Annotated in this window: 18 protein-coding genes and 2 pseudogenes; 5 read left to right on the top strand and 15 right to left on the bottom strand. The window is 53.1% G+C overall.

The window, feature by feature from the left end:
* Window position 1: 1 nt before the first annotated feature.
* Both ACH0WD_RS13940 and ACH0WD_RS13935 read right to left on the bottom strand, forming a co-directional pair.
* Window positions 2–1423 (bottom strand): APC family permease, encoded by a 1422-nt coding sequence (locus ACH0WD_RS13940; protein ID WP_000072512.1) that lies wholly within the window; start codon window positions 1421–1423, stop codon window positions 2–4.
* 90 nt (window positions 1424–1513) lie between these two features.
* Entirely contained in the window at window positions 1514–2911 is a 1398-nt protein-coding gene (locus ACH0WD_RS13935; protein WP_000132306.1) for an alanine racemase, read from the bottom strand.
* A 210-nt stretch (window positions 2912–3121) separates the two neighbouring features.
* Here ACH0WD_RS13935 and ACH0WD_RS13930 point away from each other — a divergent pair, with 210 nt between their 5' ends.
* Entirely contained in the window at window positions 3122–4549 is a 1428-nt protein-coding gene (locus ACH0WD_RS13930; RefSeq protein ID WP_000168922.1) for a sigma-54-dependent Fis family transcriptional regulator, read from the top strand.
* A gap of 35 nt (window positions 4550–4584) precedes the next feature.
* Here the strand turns inward: ACH0WD_RS13930 and purF are convergent, their stop codons facing one another.
* The 9 genes from purF to pdxB form a co-directional block, all read right to left on the bottom strand.
* Window positions 4585–6102, bottom strand: a complete 1518-nt coding sequence (gene purF, locus ACH0WD_RS13925) for an amidophosphoribosyltransferase (protein ID WP_000334205.1) — start codon at window positions 6100–6102, stop codon at window positions 4585–4587.
* A 37-nt stretch (window positions 6103–6139) separates the two neighbouring features.
* Window positions 6140–6628: a colicin V production protein gene (gene cvpA, locus ACH0WD_RS13920; RefSeq protein WP_000262102.1), complete on the bottom strand. Its 489-nt coding sequence runs from the start codon at window positions 6626–6628 to the stop codon at window positions 6140–6142.
* 310 nt (window positions 6629–6938) lie between these two features.
* A complete protein-coding gene (gene dedD / locus ACH0WD_RS13915) occupies window positions 6939–7613 on the bottom strand; it encodes a cell division protein DedD (RefSeq protein WP_000157037.1) in 675 nt (224 codons plus the stop codon).
* The gene (folC, locus tag ACH0WD_RS13910; protein ID WP_000792271.1) at window positions 7603–8871 is read right to left on the bottom strand and encodes a bifunctional tetrahydrofolate synthase/dihydrofolate synthase; all 1269 of its coding nucleotides are present in this window, start codon (window positions 8869–8871) and stop codon (window positions 7603–7605) included. Before folC ends, dedD begins: the two co-directional genes overlap by 11 nt.
* 67 nt (window positions 8872–8938) lie before the next feature.
* Window positions 8939–9853 carry an acetyl-CoA carboxylase, carboxyltransferase subunit beta gene (accD, locus tag ACH0WD_RS13905; protein ID WP_000118383.1) on the bottom strand — a complete coding sequence of 305 codons (915 nt, stop codon included), beginning with the start codon at window positions 9851–9853 and terminating at the stop codon, window positions 8939–8941.
* A 149-nt stretch (window positions 9854–10002) separates the two neighbouring features.
* Window positions 10003–10662, bottom strand: a complete 660-nt coding sequence (locus ACH0WD_RS13900) for a DedA family protein (protein WP_000364318.1) — start codon at window positions 10660–10662, stop codon at window positions 10003–10005.
* Window positions 10663–10710: 48 nt separating this feature from the next.
* Entirely contained in the window at window positions 10711–11523 is an 813-nt protein-coding gene (gene truA, locus ACH0WD_RS13895) for a tRNA pseudouridine(38-40) synthase TruA (protein WP_000016631.1), read from the bottom strand.
* Window positions 11523–12536: an aspartate-semialdehyde dehydrogenase gene (locus ACH0WD_RS13890; protein ID WP_001289141.1), complete on the bottom strand. Its 1014-nt coding sequence runs from the start codon at window positions 12534–12536 to the stop codon at window positions 11523–11525. Before ACH0WD_RS13890 ends, truA begins: the two co-directional genes overlap by 1 nt.
* A gap of 67 nt (window positions 12537–12603) precedes the next feature.
* Window positions 12604–13740 (bottom strand): 4-phosphoerythronate dehydrogenase PdxB, encoded by a 1137-nt coding sequence (pdxB, locus tag ACH0WD_RS13885; RefSeq protein ID WP_000699178.1) that lies wholly within the window; start codon window positions 13738–13740, stop codon window positions 12604–12606.
* A 103-nt stretch (window positions 13741–13843) separates the two neighbouring features.
* On the opposite strand from pdxB, the gene flk reads away from it, so the two are divergent.
* Window positions 13844–14845 carry a flagella biosynthesis regulator Flk gene (flk, locus tag ACH0WD_RS13880; RefSeq protein WP_000553397.1) on the top strand — a complete coding sequence of 334 codons (1002 nt, stop codon included), beginning with the start codon at window positions 13844–13846 and terminating at the stop codon, window positions 14843–14845.
* Here flk and ACH0WD_RS13875 read toward each other — a convergent pair.
* Window positions 14842–16020: an MFS transporter gene (locus ACH0WD_RS13875; RefSeq protein ID WP_000127722.1), complete on the bottom strand. Its 1179-nt coding sequence runs from the start codon at window positions 16018–16020 to the stop codon at window positions 14842–14844. The two genes, flk and ACH0WD_RS13875, sit on opposite strands and share 4 nt — an antisense overlap.
* A gap of 179 nt (window positions 16021–16199) precedes the next feature.
* Entirely contained in the window at window positions 16200–16574 is a 375-nt protein-coding gene (locus ACH0WD_RS13870; protein WP_001051265.1) for a hypothetical protein, read from the bottom strand.
* A 172-nt stretch (window positions 16575–16746) separates the two neighbouring features.
* On the opposite strand from ACH0WD_RS13870, the pseudogene ACH0WD_RS13865 reads away from it, so the two are divergent.
* From ACH0WD_RS13865 to ACH0WD_RS13855, 3 genes and pseudogenes are all read left to right on the top strand, one after another.
* Window positions 16747–16878, top strand: a pseudogene (locus tag ACH0WD_RS13865) (helix-turn-helix domain-containing protein); the annotation flags it as partial.
* Window positions 16824–17141, top strand: a pseudogene (locus ACH0WD_RS13860) (hypothetical protein); the annotation flags it as partial. The pseudogenes ACH0WD_RS13865 and ACH0WD_RS13860, both read left to right, overlap by 55 nt.
* Window positions 17141–17659, top strand: a complete 519-nt coding sequence (locus ACH0WD_RS13855; protein ID WP_000847539.1) for a YbjP/YqhG family protein — start codon at window positions 17141–17143, stop codon at window positions 17657–17659. The pseudogene ACH0WD_RS13860 and the gene ACH0WD_RS13855, both read left to right, overlap by 1 nt.
* A gap of 65 nt (window positions 17660–17724) precedes the next feature.
* Here ACH0WD_RS13855 and ACH0WD_RS13850 read toward each other — a convergent pair whose 3' ends face one another.
* Both ACH0WD_RS13850 and fabB read right to left on the bottom strand, forming a co-directional pair.
* Window positions 17725–18381 (bottom strand): CPBP family intramembrane glutamic endopeptidase, encoded by a 657-nt coding sequence (locus ACH0WD_RS13850; protein ID WP_001142914.1) that lies wholly within the window; start codon window positions 18379–18381, stop codon window positions 17725–17727.
* Between the two features lie 97 nt (window positions 18382–18478).
* Window positions 18479–19693, bottom strand: coding sequence for a beta-ketoacyl-ACP synthase I (fabB, locus tag ACH0WD_RS13845; RefSeq protein ID WP_000817159.1), 1215 nt, complete (start codon window positions 19691–19693; stop codon window positions 18479–18481).
* Window positions 19694–19835 lie beyond the last annotated feature (142 nt).

The following is a 19835-nucleotide window of genomic DNA, read 5'->3' as shown; positions in this document are numbered from 1 at the left end:
TTTATTTTCCTCCCGCCATGCTTAAACGGGCATTACGTTTCTGCGCCCGATGGTAAATGTACTCCGCGACGACAACCGCCAGCACGGCTCCGCCAATAATTTTCCCGGCGTACTGGAAATATCCGCCCATATCAATTTGAGAAGGCGGAATAAATAACAGCGCAACGGCAAAGGCGATAGAAAGAAAGCCCAGCGCGGGTAAAATAGCCGGTAAAACCTTGCCCGGAATTTTAAAACTTCTTGGCGTATCCGGCTGAGTCTTACGTAAACGCCAGAACGCCGGGAACATCACCAGATAAGGAATAAAATAGGTGATGGTCGTTAGCGCCGTTAACATCCAGTAAGCCGCCGCAACGCTTGGCGAAATAAAAGTCGAAAAACACAGGACCGTGACAATAATCGCCTGTACAGTCAAGGCAAAGGCGGGCGTTTTCCACACCGGATGTAATTTGCCGATTCGGTCCCCCAGCAGATTATCTTCACGCGAGGCTTCCTGGAGCATATAAATCGGCCCCACCAGCCAGGAGTTAATTTGCCCGAGAGCGCCAAAAAACATACAGATGGCCATAACAGGAATTAACCACGGCATATGCAGCGTGTCCGCAGCAGCATGCATAGCCTGCATGACGCCTGCCACAATGTCGGTTTTCCCGGCGGGTAAAAGCGTGTTTAGCGCCCAGGTACCGACCATATAGATCCCAACGATAACGGCGGCGGAGACGGCCATCGCTCGCGGAAAATCACGCTGTGGATTACGGGTACGCCCGGCAATCATCGGGGCGACCTCCAGTCCGGCAAACGCAAACATCATGCTGGATAAGAAAACGATCGTATCCCAGTGTCCGAGATCCGGAATCCAGTTTTTCGCTGTAGTGTAGTCCGTCTGCATCTGGTGTCCGGTACATAGCCATACCACCGCCAGTAAAATGAGGATGGCGGAGGGAATAAATACGCCGCACCAGGCGCTGATGCTATTAATAATTTTTGTCCATTCCATCCCGCGGATATTCATCAGCGTTAATAGCCAGAAAATTACCGCGGAACCAATACCGATAAACGCTTTATTTTCCGCCAGGCCGCCGCCGATCATATAGCCCAACGCGGTAAAGCCGAATTGCAGCATTAATGGGAAAAACAGTACGCAGGAAAAGAGAAAACAAACCACGACAATCCATGCAATACGTTTACCAAATGCCTCTTTAATCCAGACAAATATCCCGCCATCTTTCGGCCAGCCGGTTGACAGCTCGCCGCATACCATCGCTAAAGGAAAAAACAAACAGAATGCGGCTATCACCCATAACAACATGGCCGATGCCCCGTAAGGCGCCACGTTAGGGATTTGCCGCAAACTCAGAATAGCGATGACATTCATAAAGACAATGTCTTTGATGCCAAGTAAGCCAGAATTCGTGTTACTCATGGCCATCTCCTGTTATGCATTCAGGCATCACTGCCCTCTTCTTATCATCTGACGACGGGCTTCAGCATAAAACTGAAGCCCAAAACAGTATTAATAAATGTCGTACTTGACCATATCTTCGTAACTGTCTTCCCGACGAATCAGACGCGTCTCACCATTTTTATCGATCATCACCACGCCCGTGCGCGGACGGTTGTTATAAACGGTTTGACTTTCAATGGTGTATGCCCCGGCATCAAGAAACGCGACAATATCGCCAACATGAGTCTCCTTCGGCAGTAAAAACTCTTCGCCTTTCACTCCCATGTGGAAATAATCTCCACCATCACACAGCGGCCCGGCTAATTTTATCCAGGCGTCGTGCGCTGCCGTCATGCGAGAGGCGTTATAGACATAAAAGAACCAGTCAAAATGCTGGCTGTCAGAAAGTACGCTGTAACCGGCGTCGACAAATTTCCATTCAACGTGGCATTCCACATTGCCGTTAAGATCGTAATTTGTTTTACGTTTTTCGCAGGAGACTTCCGTCAGTAACACCGCCGCCGACCCGGTCACTTTACGTCCAGGTTCAATACATATTTCCACATCGGTACGCCATTTATGCACTTCGCGAATGACCGCATCGGCAAAATCCTGGGCGGTAATACCGGCATACATATTATCTTTTAACGGGTCGCCATTCTCGTCGTCATATTTATAGGGAACCGGAATTCCGCCGCCCACGTTAATCAAATCAAATTTAATACCGAGCACCTCTTCCAGACGACGGGATTCATCCACCAGCACTTTAGTCGCTTTTGCGAAAGGCTCTGACTCCGGCACCTGATCACCCACATGCATATGCAAGCCGCGCAAATGCACATAAGGCATTGCCAGAATGCGGCGGCAGGTTTCTTCCGCCTGTTCCAGGTCGAGACCCGACTTCGCATGGAAAGCGGTAACCAGTTCCGCATGCGTCGCCGAGGGAACATTCGGCTCTACGCGGACGCAAACATTGGCGACTTTCTTCAGCTTGCGAGAGATGGCATCAATATGTTCCAGCTCATACAGGCTATCAACATTAATAAGATACAGATCGTTAGCGATGGCATACTCCAGATCGGCAGGCTTTTTCACCACGCCGTTGAAGACGATCTGATCGCCGCGAAAGCCTATCTCCAGACACTTGCGAACCTCATATTGTGAGTTTGCCTCCGCGCAAATTCCGGCGTCACGAATGGCTTTCAACACCCCCATGACCGAGCAGGTTTTTGACGCAAAGAAGGTTTTGGTATTTTTATGCGCCGCAAATGCCTGCTGGATTTCATGAATGTTACGAATAATCTCCGGCTCAGAAAACACATAGAACGGCGTGGGGTACTGGCGCGCCAGAGCGTCCAGATCGACCCCTTCAAAACACAAATGACCGTCTTTGTGCTGGAAACGGCGATCGCCGTTGATTACCTGCTCACGTAGCTGGTTGTAATTCTGCATAATCGAGTCAGTCATAACGCCCTCTGCTTAATGTTTATGGTAAAAATCCGCATTCTTTACAGGGATAAAGCAAAAGGCATGCCACTATTTTTTATCAAAATAATCAATTGCTTATAAAAATAAGCTTTTTCTCATTTTCGTCATTGAGTTTGTTATTCATCACAACGACGAAAATTCGTCACTTTTATAATGACAACATGAACAATAGATATGAGGAATGCGTGTATGGCATCCACCAATCAGGAACTGGCCTCGGCGCTCAGGATGTTTTCCCGCTTTTTCGATTTGATTCATCAGCCGTTGGCCGTCATTAATGAGCGTGGTGAATACGTTTACTACAATCAGGAAAGCGCGGATCTGGACGGCTACAGTATTGAACGGGCAATGGGAAAACATATGCTGGATGTCTATCCGGGCATGAAAGAGACGCAAAGTACGATGCTTTCATCGTTAAAAAAAGGCGTGGAATACATTGGCCATTATCAAATTTATTACAATGCGCGAGGCCAGGCCGTTGACTATCAGCACACCACCGCGCCGCTCTATGCAAGCGATGGCGGCATGGTCGGCGTTATCGAAATCGGCAGGAATATGTCCGGCGTCAGGCGGCTCCAGGAGCAGGTGGTAGAACTGAACCAACTGCTGTATGCCGATCACCATGAGAAGCACCATGCCATTATTACCGAAAACCCGGAAATGCTCAGTAATATCGCCAAAGCCAAGCGGCTGGCCGCCAGTAATATTCCGGTGACGATTGTCGGGGAGACGGGAACGGGTAAGGAGCTATTTTCCCGCCTGATCCATCAATGCAGCAAGCGGGCGAATAAGCCATTTATCGCCCTGAACTGCGGCGCCCTACCGCCTACGCTTATCGAAAGTACGCTTTTCGGCACCGTGCGCGGCGCCTATACCGGCGCGGAAAATAGCCAGGGCTATCTGGAACTGGCAAACGGGGGAACGCTCTTTCTTGATGAGCTGAACGCCATGCCGATAGAAATGCAAAGTAAGCTGCTGCGATTCTTGCAGGATAAAACCTTCTGGCGGCTCGGCGGACAACAGCAACTCCATTCTGATGTCAGGATCGTTGCCGCCATGAACGAAGCGCCCGTCAAATTAATTCAACAAGAACGTCTGCGGGCAGATCTTTTTTATCGGTTGAGCGTTGGAATGTTGACGCTACCGCCGCTGCGCGCCCGCCCGGAAGATATTCCCTTACTGGCGAATTATTTTATTGATAAATACCGTAATGATGTGCCGCAGGACATTCACGGACTAAGCGAGACGGCGCGTGCTGATCTGCTCAATCACGCCTGGCCGGGTAATGTCAGGATGCTGGAAAACGCGATTGTCCGCAGCATGATCATGCAGGAAAAAGACGGACTGCTGAAACACATCATTTTTGAACAGGACGAGTTAAATTTAGGCGTACCGGAAACCGCGCCGGAAAATCACCTTCCCTCGTCACCCGATCCGCAGTATGAAGGGTCGCTGGAGGCACGGGTTGCCAACTACGAAAGGCATTTAATAGAAACCGCGCTGGATACGCATCAGGGGAATATTGCCGCCGCGGCCCGCAGCCTTAACGTATCGCGCACCACGTTACAGTACAAAGTACAAAAATACGCTATTCGCTTCGGCGTGGTGCGTAATTGACATCGGCCAGCGGCATTGCGCCGCTGGCAAAGCCATTAGCCTTCGTTATGCATTTCCAGGTTTTCCATTTCGTTCTGGAACAGCACCGCTTTGGCGTCGTCATTACGTAATGAATCCAGGAAGTCGAGGTATTGCTGGTCTACGTCTTTGGTGACATATACCCCGTTAAATACCGAACATTCAAACTGCTGGATATCCGGATTTTCCGCGCGTACGGCTTCGATCAGATCGTTCAGATCCTGGAAGATAAGCCCGTCTGCGCCGATGATCTGCCGAATCTCATCCACCTCGCGACCATGCGCGATCAGCTCATTGGCGGTCGGCATATCAATGCCATAGACGTTGGGGAAACGAATTTCCGGCGCGGCGGACGCCAGATAAACCTTCTTCGCGCCGGCTTCCCGGGCCATCTCGATGATCTGCTCTGATGTGGTGCCACGCACGATGGAATCATCCACCAGCAGGACGTTCTTATCGCGGAATTCCGCGCGATTAGCATTGAGCTTACGGCGCACGGATTTACGGCGTAGCTGTTGGCCCGGCATGATAAAGGTACGTCCCACGTAACGATTTTTGACAAATCCCTGGCGGTACGGCTTGCCGAGAATACGGGCAATTTCCAGTGCGATATCGCAGGAGGTTTCCGGGATAGGGATCACGACGTCGATGTCCAGATCTTCCCATTCACGAGCGATTTTTTCGCCAAGTTTGGTGCCCATATTCACACGAGCGCTGTAGACGGAGATCTTGTCGATAAAGGAGTCCGGGCGAGCAAAATAAACGTACTCAAACAGACAGGGGTTACTGACCGGGTTATCCGCGCACTGGCGCGTGAACAGTTGCCCCTTTTCGGTAATATAGATAGCTTCGCCCGGCGCGACATCGCGCAGGAATTCAAAGCCCAGCGTATCCAGCGCCACGCTTTCAGAAGCGACCATATACTCCGTACGACCATCGCCAACGTCACGCTTGCCCAGCACTAACGGGCGAATGCCGTGCGGATCGCGAAAAGCCACCATACCGTGACCGATAATCATCGCCACGCAGGCATAGGCGCCGCGGATTTGACGGTTAGTCGCGGCAATCGCGGCAAAAATATTGTCGGCTTCCAGCGGATAGTGACGGAAGTTGTCGAGCTCGCTGGCGAAAATATTGAGCAGGATTTCGGAATCGGAGGTGGTGTTGATATGACGGCGCTTTTCTTCAAACAGCTTTTTACGTAGCTCGTGCGCGTTAGTCAGGTTGCCATTATGGGCCAACGTGATGCCATACGGCGAGTTAACGTAAAAAGGTTGCGCTTCGGAAGCGCTGGAGCTGCCTGCGGTAGGGTAGCGCACATGGCCGATCCCCATGTTGCCCTGCAAACGCTGCATGTGGCGAGCTTCAAAAATATCGTTCACCAGCCCGTTTGCCTTACGCAAGCGGAAGCAGTTATTAGCATCAATGGTGATGATACCGGCAGCATCCTGACCACGATGCTGGAGCACTGTTAACGCGTCATAAATCGACTGGTTGACCGGCATAACACCGGCGATACCGACAATACCGCACATACGTCATTTTCCTCGTTAAGCCACATCTCAGAACCTGTTACGTCCTGGGCAAGAAACTCGACGAGCTTTGCAGATAGTCAAAGAACCATCTGATGATGAAGCTGAACTGCGGGATGAGCTGCGATTTGCTCCAGTCTTCGCTTTTCGACAAGCCGGTAAAGGTATCAAGGAAGAACAGAATGGCGGCGACAATCAGCGCGCCTCGCAGTGCGCCGAAACAGATCCCCAACACCCGGTCAGTTCCCGACAGGCCGGTCTTTTCTACTAGCTGACCTATCACAAAATTCACGATAGCGCCGACGATAAGCGTCGCGATAAACAGTACCGCGATAGCAATCCCATTACGAACCAGTTCGTCTTCAAAGCCCGTAAACCAGACAGACAGGTAAGTGTAGTAGTGACTGGCGACAAAGAAAGCACAACCCCACGTCACCAGCGATAACGCTTCACGAACAAAGCCGCGGATCAGGCTAACCAGACAGGAAAAAGCAATCACCGCGATAATGGCGTAATCAATCCAGACCATAGATGTCCCACGATTTTACGCCCTGTCGTCCTGTTCGGGGCGCATTCTAACAGAAAAAGAAAACGTTTGCGTAGGGATTTCCTTCCCACGCGTAAATAAAAATGGCGCTGAAAAAATATTCAACGCCATCACACTTTTTATCTCTTCGGGCACGACCAGAAGAGCTGCCATCGGCCTGATAAGCGCAGGATACCAGGTTTATTCCTTCTGCCGGATGACGGCGTAAACGCCTTATCCAGCCTACAGAACTTCGGCTATTACCAGGTGAACACCGTAGGCCTTAACGCTGCGCGCTCAGGCAAAACGCGCCTTAGTTCGGGCTATATCCCATCACCACGCCGCTTAACCCGGAAATCTGCTTGAGCTCGCCAAGCGATCCTTTCATCTTATCTTTCGACGCATCCGGCCCAACGAGAATACGGGTTATTTTACCCTGTACCGGCGTTGAGGGGGAAGTATAAACCCGGAACCCGGCGGAACGAAGCTTGCCGACTATCTCGTTGACTTTATCCGCATTTTTCAGCGCGCCCAACTGTACGACATAGGCTTTGCCGGTCGGCGCAGGTTTATCGTCGGCAACTGGTTGCGGCGCGGGCGTCGGCGTGGAAGCGGCGACAACCGGCTGTTGCGGTTTAGGCTGCGGCTTCGGCTTTTCAACCGGCTTCGGTTTAGGCGTCTCCACCGGTATCGGATCAAGCTCGACATTGTTAGACGCCATGCGCGACGGGTCCAGCGATGGCGCTGCCGCATCTCCCGCCCGCACCTCTTCAGCCGCCCCTTCCGGCGGCTGTGTCGGCAGCGCCTGCGTTGCGGCTGGCATCATATCCGGCTCATCGCGGTCGCCAGGCTTCGGTACCAGTGGAATCGCAGCAAATTCATCCTGATAATGCTTTTTCTGTCCGTCCAACAGACCGGGAAGCACAATAACCCCCAGCGCGACTAACACAATCGTGCCGACTAAACGATTCTGAAACTTACTCGCCACCGATTCTCCCCGCGTCTATCACTTCCATAACATGTGCGACGGTGTGGAATGATCCGCACACCAGCACGGTATCTTCTGGCTGCGCCGCGTCGATAGCGGCCTGCCATGCCTGCGCGACGCTATCATAGACATTCCCTTTCCCCAGATGTTCCAGAAGTTGTTCCGCCGTCGCGCCGCGCGGCCCCTCTAACGGAGCACAATACCAGTCGTCAACCACGCTTTTCAACCAGGCTAACGTGCCGGCGATATCTTTATCATGCAGCATACCAATCACCGCAAGCACGCGCCCGCGTTTCGGCAACATTTTCAGACGACCCGTCAGGTATTCCGCCGCGTGGGGATTATGGGCGACATCAAAGATAACGCGCGGCGACTCACTCACGATTTGAAAACGTCCCGGCAAGGTAGCCTGCGCAATACCGTCGCGAATCGCCTGTTCGTCAATGTTCAACCCGCTGGCGCGCAGCGCGGCCAGAGCGGTGGCGGCATTCGGCTGGGGAACCTGCGGCAACGGCAGTCCGGCAAGCGTGCCGTCGCCATCGGTAAACGCCCAGTGGGTCGCTGTCACCTCATAACGCCAGTCAACGCCGCGACGCAGCAACAGCGCGCCGGTCTCCTGCGCGACATCCGCGATGGTTGCCGGCATTTCCGGTTCGCCGACGATAGCGGGTTTTTCCGCACGAAAAATCCCGGCTTTCTCGCGGCCGATACTTTCGCGATCCGGCCCCAGCCAGTCAGTATGGTCAAGCGCGATGCTGGTAATTACCGCTACATCGGCATCCACAATGTTCGTGGCGTCCAGGCGCCCGCCCAACCCGACCTCCAGAATCACCACGTCAAGGTTAGCCTGTTTAAACAGCCACAATGCCGACAACGTACCATATTCAAAATAGGTCAATGAAATATCGCCGCGCGCCGCTTCTATTTCCGCAAAGGACGCGGTATGCGCGGATTCCGCTAATTCTTTCCCCTGCACGCGCACGCGCTCGGTGTAACGTACCAGATGAGGCGAACTATAGACGCCCACACGGTATCCCGCCGCGATTAACACCGACTCCAGCGTGCGACAGGTCGTACCTTTGCCGTTGGTTCCCGCAACGGTAAAAACGAACGGCGCAGGCTTGAGGATGTCCAGACGCGCTGCCACCTGGCTTACGCGCTCAAGGCCTAAATCGATACTCTTGCTGTGCAGGTTTTCCAGATAAGAAAGCCACGAGGCCAGGGGCGACGCAGCTTGAGGTATAGATTTGTTTTTCATTGATTCCGCTGCTTCTTTACGGTGAAAAGCAAAAGGGCAGAGCCTGCGGCCCTGCCCTTTTCAGTTATCAGGCCTCAGACTCCTGATCCGGCGCCGGAGGCACCACCACGCCTTCACGCGGGGCGTCCGGGTTCGGCGCGGGCAGATTCATCAGCTTCGCCAGAATGCTCGCCAGCTTCAGGCGCATTTCCGGGCGGCGGACTATCATATCAATAGCGCCTTTTTCGATCAGGAACTCACTGCGCTGGAATCCTGGCGGGAGCTTCTCACGAACGGTTTGTTCGATAACGCGCGGGCCGGCGAAGCCAATCAGGGCTTTTGGCTCGGCGATGTTGAGATCGCCCAGCATCGCAAAACTGGCGGAAACGCCGCCCATTGTCGGATCGGTCAATACCGAAATGTAGGGCAGACCACGTTCCTGCATTTTCGCCAGCGCAGCAGAGGTTTTCGCCATCTGCATCAGCGACATCAGCGCTTCTTGCATACGCGCACCGCCGGAAGCAGAGAAACACACTAACGGACAGTTATCTTCCAGCGCCTGTTCAACGGCGCGAACGAAGCGTGCGCCAACGACAGACCCCATTGAGCCGCCCATGAACGCGAATTCAAACGCGGCGGCGACAACCGGCATACCGTGAAGCGTCCCTTTCATGACCACCAGCGCGTCTTTCTCGCCGGTTTCTTTCTGCGCGGACGCCAGTCTGTCTTTATATTTTTTGGAGTCGCGGAACTTGAGCACGTCTTTCGGCTCCAGCTCGCTACCCAACTCCACAAGGGAACCTTCATCTAACAGGCTATGCAGGCGATTGCGCGCCGACATGCGCATATGATGGTCACACTTAGGACAGACCTCAAGATTACGTTCCAGCTCAGCGCGGTATAAAACCTGACCGCAGCTATCACACTTGGTCCACACCCCTTCAGGAATGCTTGCCTTGCGGGTGGGAGTAATGTTGCTTTTAATTCGTTCAATCCAGCTCATTGGTGACCTTTCTGCCTGAACCTTAGTCAGCTTTATTATAAGGGGCGCATAATGCCATTTTTGCCCCCAACAGACCATGAATGTTGCACATTAAAACATAACAGCCCGAAACTTTGGATAAAAAAGTGGTCGAACCGCTGAGTTACTTTCTATTTTGCGGCACGCGACGCAGCGCGCTTATGCCGGACAATCTCAATGACGCCAGGTAATATCGAAACCACGATAATCCCCACAATCAGCAGCTTAAGGTTATCCTGAATCAACGGTATCGTACCGAAGAAATAACCGGCGTAGGTAAAGAGCAGCACCCACAGCAGCGCGCCGATGACGTTATAAGCGGCAAAATGCCGATAGGACATGTGCCCCATCCCTGCCACAAACGGCGCAAAGGTTCTGACGATCGGCACGAAGCGAGCGAGAATGATAGTTTTACCGCCGTGTTTTTCATAAAACTGGTGGGTTTTATCCAGGTAACTGCGGCGGAAAATTTTCGAATTCGGATTACTGAACAGTTTTTCGCCGAACAGTCGACCAATCGTGTAATTTACCGCATCGCCAACAATTGCGGCGATCAGCATTAACGCCACCATGACATGCACATTGAGATCGTTGGTTTCCAGCGAAGCCAGCGCCCCGGCGACAAACAGCAGCGAGTCGCCCGGCAGGAACGGCGTGACGACCAGGCCGGTTTCACAAAACAGAATCAAAAACAAAATAGCGTACACCCAGACGCCGTACTCCGCGACCAGCTCCGCCAGATGCACATCGATGTGCAGAATAAAATCAATAATAAAGTAGATCAGGTCCATATTTGTCTTTGCCTTTCTACCCGACACGTTTCGGGTGTACGATTCGGATTAGTCCGCCAGAAATAGCGGGCCCATTGGCGGTTTTGGAAGGTCAAACCGGTCAGGGTAATCCACCGCAACCAAATATAGCCCCTCCGCCTTCGCCGTTGCCGCCGCCAGCGTTCTGTCCCTGGCCGCTAACAGCTCTGCGATCCAGCTCTCCGGCTGGTTGTGAGCGCCTACTTCCAGCAGGCTGCCGACAATATTCCTGACCATATGATGAACAAAGGCATTCGCTTTGATATCGACCACCACATAAGGGCCGTGGCGGGTAACGTTGATGTGCATCACATTACGCCACGGCGTGCGCGACTGGCACTGCACTGCGCGAAACGAGGTAAAATCATTTTCGCCAAGCAGACACTGCGCCGCGCGATGCATCCGCTCTGCATCCAGCGGCTCATAGTAATGCGTCACGCCTTTTGCTAACACCGCAGGACGCAGTCGATGATTGTAGATGATATAGCGATAACGGCGAGCCGTAGCGCTAAATCGCGCGTGAAAATCATCCGGTACAGTTTTCACCCAGCGCACGGCAATGTCACCAGGCAAATTCGCATTTACCCCCAGCGTCCATGCCGCATCTTTGCGCAATGCGGTCGTTTCGAAATGGACAACCTGCCCGGTGCCGTGAACGCCGGCATCGGTACGCCCGGCGCAGAACACGTTAATAGGTTCATTTGCCACCTGCGAGAGCGCTTTTTCCAGCTTTTCCTGCACGCTGCGCACTTCATTCTGACGCTGCCAGCCATAATACTTGCTGCCGTCGTACTCAATACCCAGCGCAATTTTATAGACCGGCGATGATTGCTGTCCGGACATCAGTACAGATACTCCTGCACCAGCTTCTCCGCAATTTTAACGGCCATCAGCGCGCCGCCGAAACGCACGTTGTCCGCCACTGACCAGAACTGAATTTGTTCCGGCATACCGTAATCATTATGCACACAGCCAATAGAAAGCTGTGGATTGCCGGAAGCGTCGCCCACCTGCGTCGGGTAATCCGTCTCTTCTGACAGTACGATATCTTCACCGCGGGAAAATGCCTCGCGCGCCTCTTCCGCCGCCAGCGGACGGAGCGCTTCAAAGCTCACCATCTGCGCATGGCCATAGAACACCGGCGACTGCACGACACTGGCGGAGATCATCACGCCATCGTCCTGCAAAATTTTACGCACTTCATCGACGATACGACGTTCCTGGCGCACGCTGCCTTCCCGATCCGGCAGCAGCGGCAGCATATTGAACGCCAACTGGCGGCCAAAGAAATCATCTTCATCAATCGGTATGCCGTTAAGCAGCTTCGCACTCTGTCCAGCCAGCGCATCGACCGCTTTTTTCCCCTGCGCGGACGCTGATAACATACTGGTGACGGCAATACGCGACAGTCCCCCCTGATCGATTAACGGCTTGAGCGCCGCCAGCAGTTGACTGGTCAGACTATCGGCGACCGCAATCACGTTACGGTTGCGGTAATCCGCCAGTACATACGGGTTAACTTCCGGCACGACCAGCGGCACATCAGGCTCCAGCGCGAACAGACCGCTGGAATCTATCACCAGGCAACCTGCATTGGTCGCGTCGTCTATCCAGGCAGCCGATGCCTCTGCGCCGGCAACGAAAAACGCCAACTGTGCCTGCGTCCAGTCAAAGTCCGCCGCATCCTGGACAATGACCGACTTGCCACCAAAACGGAGGTGCTCGCCGGCGCTTTCATGACGCGCCAACGCATAAATTTCACCGACCGGGAACTGGCGTTCAGCCAGTGTTTCAAGCAGGGCTTCGCCTACGGCGCCCGTTGCGCCCAGAATGGCAATGTTCCAGCCTTCAGACATGGTGATTTACTCCAGAAATACATAAGCGTCCCTGTCGCATTATTCGACAGGGAGCATTAAGAAGACATTAATGTGCCGGGTGATGAACAGCGTTAAAACCTAGCTTACACAGCAAGGCGGCTGCCGTTTCGTCGTCACACATCACGTATAAAGACGACCATTCACGGCGCTCAAGATAATTTTTACGCAATTTATCAAATTCACCCGGAATTCCAGCGACTTTACGCAGCGGCGCATCGTCGCGGCGCACATCATACACCAAATGCGCCAGTCTTTTCAGCGTCGGTTGATCCAGCGGGCCATGAAGCGTAATACGACCAAACTCAGGCGCAGGCAGTAATGTCTCCAGCGCGACACGCTGCTCGCGACCGATAAACGCGCTATACGCCTCAAAGACCTGGGTGGTGCCGCGCGCTTTGCCTTCCAGCGTATAGCCGGCAATATGCGACGTGCCGATATCCACGGCTTCCAGTAGCGCGACGTTAAGATCCGGTTCGCCCTCCCACACATCAAGCACCACGCTCAGCGGCTGCCCGGCATTAAGTCGCGCCAGCAACGCGGCGTTATCCACCACCGGACCGCGGCAGGCGTTAATGAGAATGGCGCCGGGTTTCAGTCGACGGATCAGCGTCTCATCGGCCAGATGCAGCGTTTTGTACGGTCCGTCTTTATAGAGCGGCGTATGGAAAGTCAGGACATCCGCTTCCTGCACCAGCTCATCCAGCGTACGAAAATCACCCTCGTCCCCGCGTGCGGCGCGTGGCGGATCGCACAGCAACGTGCGGATACCCAACGCTTCAAGCCTGGTCTGTAGCCGGCTTCCGACGTTACCCACGCCGACAATCCCTATAGTGCGATCGCGTAACGAAAAGCCGTCACGTTCGGCCAGCATCAACAGCGCGGAAAACACATACTCCACCACGGCGATAGCATTACAGCCGGGCGCGGCTGAAAAACCGATGCCCGCCTGCTTCAGCCATGCCTCATCCACATGATCGGTGCCTGCCGTAGCAGTACCAACGAAGTTAATCGGCGTGCCGCTCAGCAGCGATTCATTCACTTTCGTGACCGAACGCACCATTAACGCATCGGCATGGTTCAATTCTTCAACGGGGATCGGGCGACCCGGCACTGCCTTTACCTCACCCAGGCGGCTAAATAATTCGCGGGCGTAAGGCATATTTTCATCAACGAGAATTTTCACGACTGTCGTACCTGTTTGAGAACGAGAGTTAACCGGACAAGTGTGCCATAATCTGGCCGCCAGGCATATATTGCTCAGATTTATGGTTAAAGGATAATTAATTATGCATCCCATCTCCGGCGCCCCTGCACAGCCTCCAGGCGAAGGGCGCAATCCTCTTTCCGCTGCGAGCGAGCAGCCGCTTTCCATGCAACAGCGTACGGTACTGGAAAGGCTGATCACGCGCCTGATTTCACTGACCCAGCAGCAAAGCGCGGAAGTATGGGCCGGAATGAAACACGATCTGGGGATAAAAAATGACGCGCCGCTACTGTCGCGCCACTTCCCCGCCGCTGAACAGAATCTTACCCAGCGTCTGGGCGTAGCGCAGCAAAATCACGCCAATCGTCAGGTACTTTCACAGCTAACAGAGCTGCTTGGCGTCGGGAATAATCGTCAGGCCGTCAGCGATTTTATCCGTCAGCAATACGGTCAAACCGCGCTTAGCCAGCTTACGCCCGATCAACTCAAAAACGTACTGACGCTCCTGCAACAGGGGCAGCTTTCCATTCCGCAGCCGCAGCAACGTCCGGCAACGGATCGGCCATTATTGCCTGCTGAACATAATACGTTGAATCAGTTGGTGACGAAGCTGGCAGCCGCGACCGGCGAGTCAAACAAACTTATCTGGCAATCAATGCTGGAACTCTCCGGCGTGAAAAGCGGCGAGCTCATTCCGGCAAAGCAGTTTACCCATCTGGCGACATGGCTACAGGCGCGGCAGACGCTGTCACTACAACACGCGCCTACGCTACATACGCTGCAAGCTGCGTTAAAACAACCGCTGGAACCGGACGAACTCACAGCGATCAAAGAGTATGCCCAACACACTTATCAAATTCAGCCGCAAACGGTGCTGACCACCGCCCAGGTGCAGGATTTACTTAACCATATTTTCCTGCGTCGCGTAGAGCGGGAGACGGATGAGCTGGAACCACTCTCTATTCAACCCATCTACCGTCCGTTCGCACCGATGATTGAAACCGTGAAAAATCTGTCTGCGCGGCCAGGCCTGTTGTTTATCGCGCTAATAATTGTACTGGCGCTTTTCTGGCTGGTTTCTTAACCACGCCGGAACGATAATATCGTCACCAGGATGCCAACCACTGCGGAGATCGCTCCCGCGAGAAATACGGAAGGATAGCCGCATGACGTGGCCAGCATGCCCGCCAGCGGGCCGGTAACGCCGTAGGAGATATCCTGAAACGCGGCGTAGCCGCCCAGCGCCGTACCGCGTACCTGTGCAGGTACGCGTTTCACAACCTCCACGCCCAGCGCCGGGAAAATCAGTGAACACCCAGCCCCGGTGAGCGCCGCGCCTACCAGCGCTATCCAGGCCGTCGGCGCCAGCCACAAGAGCAGCAGCCCTGCCGTCTCAACCAGCAATGAGACAACGGCGACCTTCACGCCACCAAAGCGGTCCGGCATCCAACCGAACAACATGCGCATCAGTACAAACGCACCGCCAAACGCGGTCAGGGTGAATCCCGCCATCGTCCAGCCATTGCTGACAAAATAAAGTGAAATAAACGTACCGATGACGGCAAAGCCCACGCCCTGCAATGCCAGGCCCAGGCCCGGTTTCCAGATAAGCCCGACCACGCTCCACAGTGAAGGTCGCTCCCCCGTATACGCAGGCACTTTACGCACGGTGCCGTTGAATGCCCAGGCCAGCAGCGGTAAAACCATCGTCGTCCCCGCCAGCGCCGCGAAGCCAAAGTGGCTATGGATCAGCAAGCCCAACGGCGCACCGGCCGCCAGCGCGCCGTAAATCGCCATTCCGTTCCACGACATCACCTTACCGGAACGCGTTGGGCCAACCAACCCCAGTCCCCAGGTCAGGGTTCCGGTCAGCAGCTGGCTTTCGCCAAATCCGAGGATCAAACGCCCGACAATAAGCAGCGCGAATTTTATCGGCGCGGAAACCGGCAACAGCGCGGCCAGGAGCCAGGCGGCGCCCGCCAGCCCGCAGGCAAACATCCCCTGTAACGCCGATCGTTTAGCGCCATATTGATCCGCCAGCCGTCCGGCATAGCCGCGCGTCAGTACCGTCGCAAAAAACTGAATGCCCACGGCGATCCCAACCATCGTATTGCTATAGCCCAGTTCGTGATGGACAAAAAGCGGGATGACGGGTAACGGCAGGCCGACCGTCATATAGGTCAGGAAAACCGCAAAGGCGATGCGGAACAGCGAAAAATTCGCAGACGGGGTCGTTGTTTTTTGGCTAACTGCTGTCATGCATTACTCCAGAATGCAGAGTAAGGCGGGGAAAGGCCACGCCCCCCTCTACCTGAACGTCAGGATTAAGGTGCGTTGGATAACGTTAAACGCTTACGCATTATCGGAAGGATAATGTAGAGAGTGAAGTCTGCCTGTGAGACGCGAAACTTGTCAACCTTGAAATTGCAGCCAGGGTATCAACGTGGCGGCGTGTCATTAAACAGAAAGGGAAAGACCGCTTTCATCCCTCTCACCTTAAACCGTCCGGTCACCTGCTTGCGCTGTTCTGGCGTCAGTAACCTGAACATCATCTCCTGGATATCTTCAGGCTCCGCTTCCTGTAAGGAAATGGGTTCTGGCGTCGGTTCCTCTCCGCTGTCGTCAAGATAACGATGAACATAAAGAGGGAAAACAGATATATGAAACTCCTCGGCCTTTGATTTAACACGCTTACGCCTGACACCCTCTTTCCCTTCGCTGTACTTATACAAACGTTCGCGAACCGCAGGCTCGCTTCCCGGAAACCCCGGTAAGCCAAGACATTCCTTAACCGTGAACCATTCCTTTGCCATCGGTTTCTTTCCTTTCCCCTGATGAAATAAAAATATTTCTTCTTTTTCGCGAAATTTTGCTTTCTTTCCGGCACTATTCTCAGAGTGAAAAAGAAAGTAACTTTCTTTTTCTCGTGCTAATTTTTACCTTAAAAATATCGGTGCCGATAACACATCTTCTTAGGATTACAGAATGGAACCAAAAAGCCAGGACTGGCATCGTGCAGATATTAAAAGTGCACTTGAAAAAAGAGGTATTACGCTCAGAGATCTTTCTCGTCAGGCCGGTGTGCGGAATTTACCCGAAAGGCAATTCAGGCGGGCGGTATCACGCTGGGGCATACATATCATGCGAAAGATTATGGCCCAATGTTAAGAAGCGCCGGATTCACCGCTATTGGTACCTATGAAATGCCGCGCGAGGGTGACGTCATCATTATTCAACCTTACGCTGGCGGAAACCCGAGCGGTCACATGGCGATATACGATGGCACAGAGTGGTATTCAGATTTTAAACAACGCGATATGTGGGCCGGCCCGGGCTACCGGGCAGCCAGGCCCTCATATACCATCTACAGGAAGAATTAATGAAAACGTTCTCCCTTGTCGCGCTTATCCTGTTGCTTTGTAGTTGCTCTGCGCCTCATCACGACAGTACGCAGGCCGTGAAGCAGTTCTATACCTCATGGATGACGACGTTCACGAACGATGTGAATACCCCTGACGACACCACCGCCTTAATGCAACGTTACGTTGCTAAAGAGGTTATTCATCGCCTGGCGCTAATACAGTCCCTTTATGAACAGGAGATTGTGGGGGCAGATTATTTTATGTATGCGCAGGACTATGCGCCAGAGTGGATTCCACAGTTACGGGTTGGGAAGGCACACCCTTTCCTCGGCGGAGAAAAAGTGGATGTTCTGTTGGCTACAGAGTCAACGCCCATCCACCTGGAAGTTTATACCCGTTGGGAAGAGGGACGCTGGAAAATTTACCGCGTTCGGGATGCTGATAAGGGTTATGAACAGCCGATTTATGACGCAGGCGCCATCACCCAGGCTGAGGCCTGGTCAGCGAAAGTCGCGCCGGAATATAAGAAGCATTAAAAAAGGGAACCGCATCGGTCTCTTGTTCGTACCGGAGAGGTTAAAGCGCCTCTTGCATCAGGCGCTTATTCCGTCGCTGAAAACAGTAAGCCGAAAATAACCCAGGCATTATTTAAAATATGAAGTATTATCGGTATCATTAACCCTCGACTTCTCATTCGAACAACGCATAATATCGATGAAAAAACAAACAGATAAACAAAAGTCACCGCAAAGAGATATTGTGTATGCATAATTGCAAAAGCGAGTGAGGTAATAATAATACCGGAAACTCTTGAGTACCGACCCCAACCGATACTGCTGTTTAATAAAAACCCTCTGAATATAATTTCCTCCGCCACAGGAGCCAGAAAGCACATCGCCAGCGTGTTAAGAAATTTATGAAGAAAAAATTGCCTTGATAACTCGGCCATCCAGGGTTCCGGGCCACTAAAAGCATTGTAGAGAACGGTAAGGCACACCAGGGCCAGCGCCGGAAAAAAACATTCCACAAATGATAAGCGGCCCAATGATAAAAACGGGTAATACTTTGAATAAATACTCCAGGCGGCAATCGCATAGACAAAAACAATACTATATATAAAAGGCGCAGCCAGACCTCCCAAATAAAGCCAGGCATAGGAAGGCGAAAATGAGGCAAAAACAAAAATACCAAGCAAACCAAATAAAACAGCCACACAACTCAAACTATGCCTAATTTTATCTAATGTATTAGTTGGCATTTATAGAATATCCATATAATTTGTTGTTCCCTGAATGAAAAAACAGGTCGCATTAGCGACCTGTTTCATTATTGATACTACAACGTAATAGTCAGGCTTACAACTTACGCATCACCAGCGTGGCGTTGGTGCCGCCAAAACCGAAGCTGTTAGACATTACGGTAGTCAGTTCACGCTCGGTCGTTTCGGTCACGATGTCCAGACCCGCAGCCTGCTCATCCAGCTCTTCGATGTTGATACTCGGCGCGATAAAACCGTGCTCCAGCATCAGCAGAGAGTAGATAGCTTCCTGCACGCCTGCGGCACCCAGCGAGTGGCCAGTCATCGCTTTGGTTGCAGAAATTGCCGGGCTGTTATCGCCAAACACTTCACGGATTGCACCGAGTTCTTTCACGTCGCCTACCGGAGTAGAGGTACCGTGAGAGTTCAGGTAGTCGATCGGCGTGTCTACGCCGTGCATCGCCATCTGCATGCAACGTACTGCGCCTTCACCAGACGGAGCAACCATGTCTGCGCCATCGGATGTTGCGCCGTAACCGACGATTTCCGCATAGATATGCGCGCCGCGCGCCAGAGCGTGTTCCAGCTCTTCGACAACAACCATACCGCCACCGCCCGCGATGACAAACCCATCACGGTGCGCATCATAGGTACGGGACGCTTTTTCAGGCGTATCGTTATATTTGGTGGACAGTGCGCCCATCGCATCGAACTCACAGGCCATTTCCCAGCACAGCTCTTCGCCGCCGCCAGCAAAAACGATGTCCTGTTTGCCCAGTTGGATCTGTTCAACCGCATTGCCGATACAGTGTGCGGAGGTCGCGCAAGCGGAGCTAATGGAGTAGTTCACGCCATAAATTTTAAACGGCGTAGCGAGGCAGGCGGAAACGCCGGATGCCATTGCTTTCGTCACCACATACGGGCCCACGGCTTTCAGACCACGCGGGCTACGCATGGCGTCTGCGCCAAAGACCTGGAATTTCGGGGAGCCGCCGCCGGAACCTGCAATCAGGCCGACACGCGGGTTATTCTGATAGACTTCCGGCGCCAGACCGGCGTCGGCCACTGCCTGCTCCATAGACAGATAAGCATAGATGGAGGCGTCGCTCATAAAGCGCACGACTTTGCGGTCAATGAGGCCAGTGGTATCCAGTTTTACGTTGCCCCATACCTGGCTACGCATGCCGGCGTCCTTCAGCTCCTGAGAGAAAGTGATCCCTGAACGTCCTTCACGCAGAGATGCCAGGACTTCCTGCTGGTTATTACCGATGCTGGAAACGATGCCCAGGCCAGTAATCACTGCACGTTTCATTCAATACCTCTGTAATTCGCACTATTTTTAAGTTTCGATTGGCACAATAGCGTACACTTGTACGCCGAACAAGTCCGATCAGCCATTTAGTACGGAAATTTGCGCCGTCAGGCACACATCGTTAAGATCGCGATACCGCCCG

The sequence above is a fragment of the Salmonella sp. 2020_1395 genome, from assembly GCF_043848115.1.
Lineage (GTDB): Bacteria > Pseudomonadota > Gammaproteobacteria > Enterobacterales > Enterobacteriaceae > Salmonella > Salmonella enterica.
Note: the sequence above shows the minus strand (reverse complement) of the source record. Positions and strands in the feature narration are given on the sequence as shown.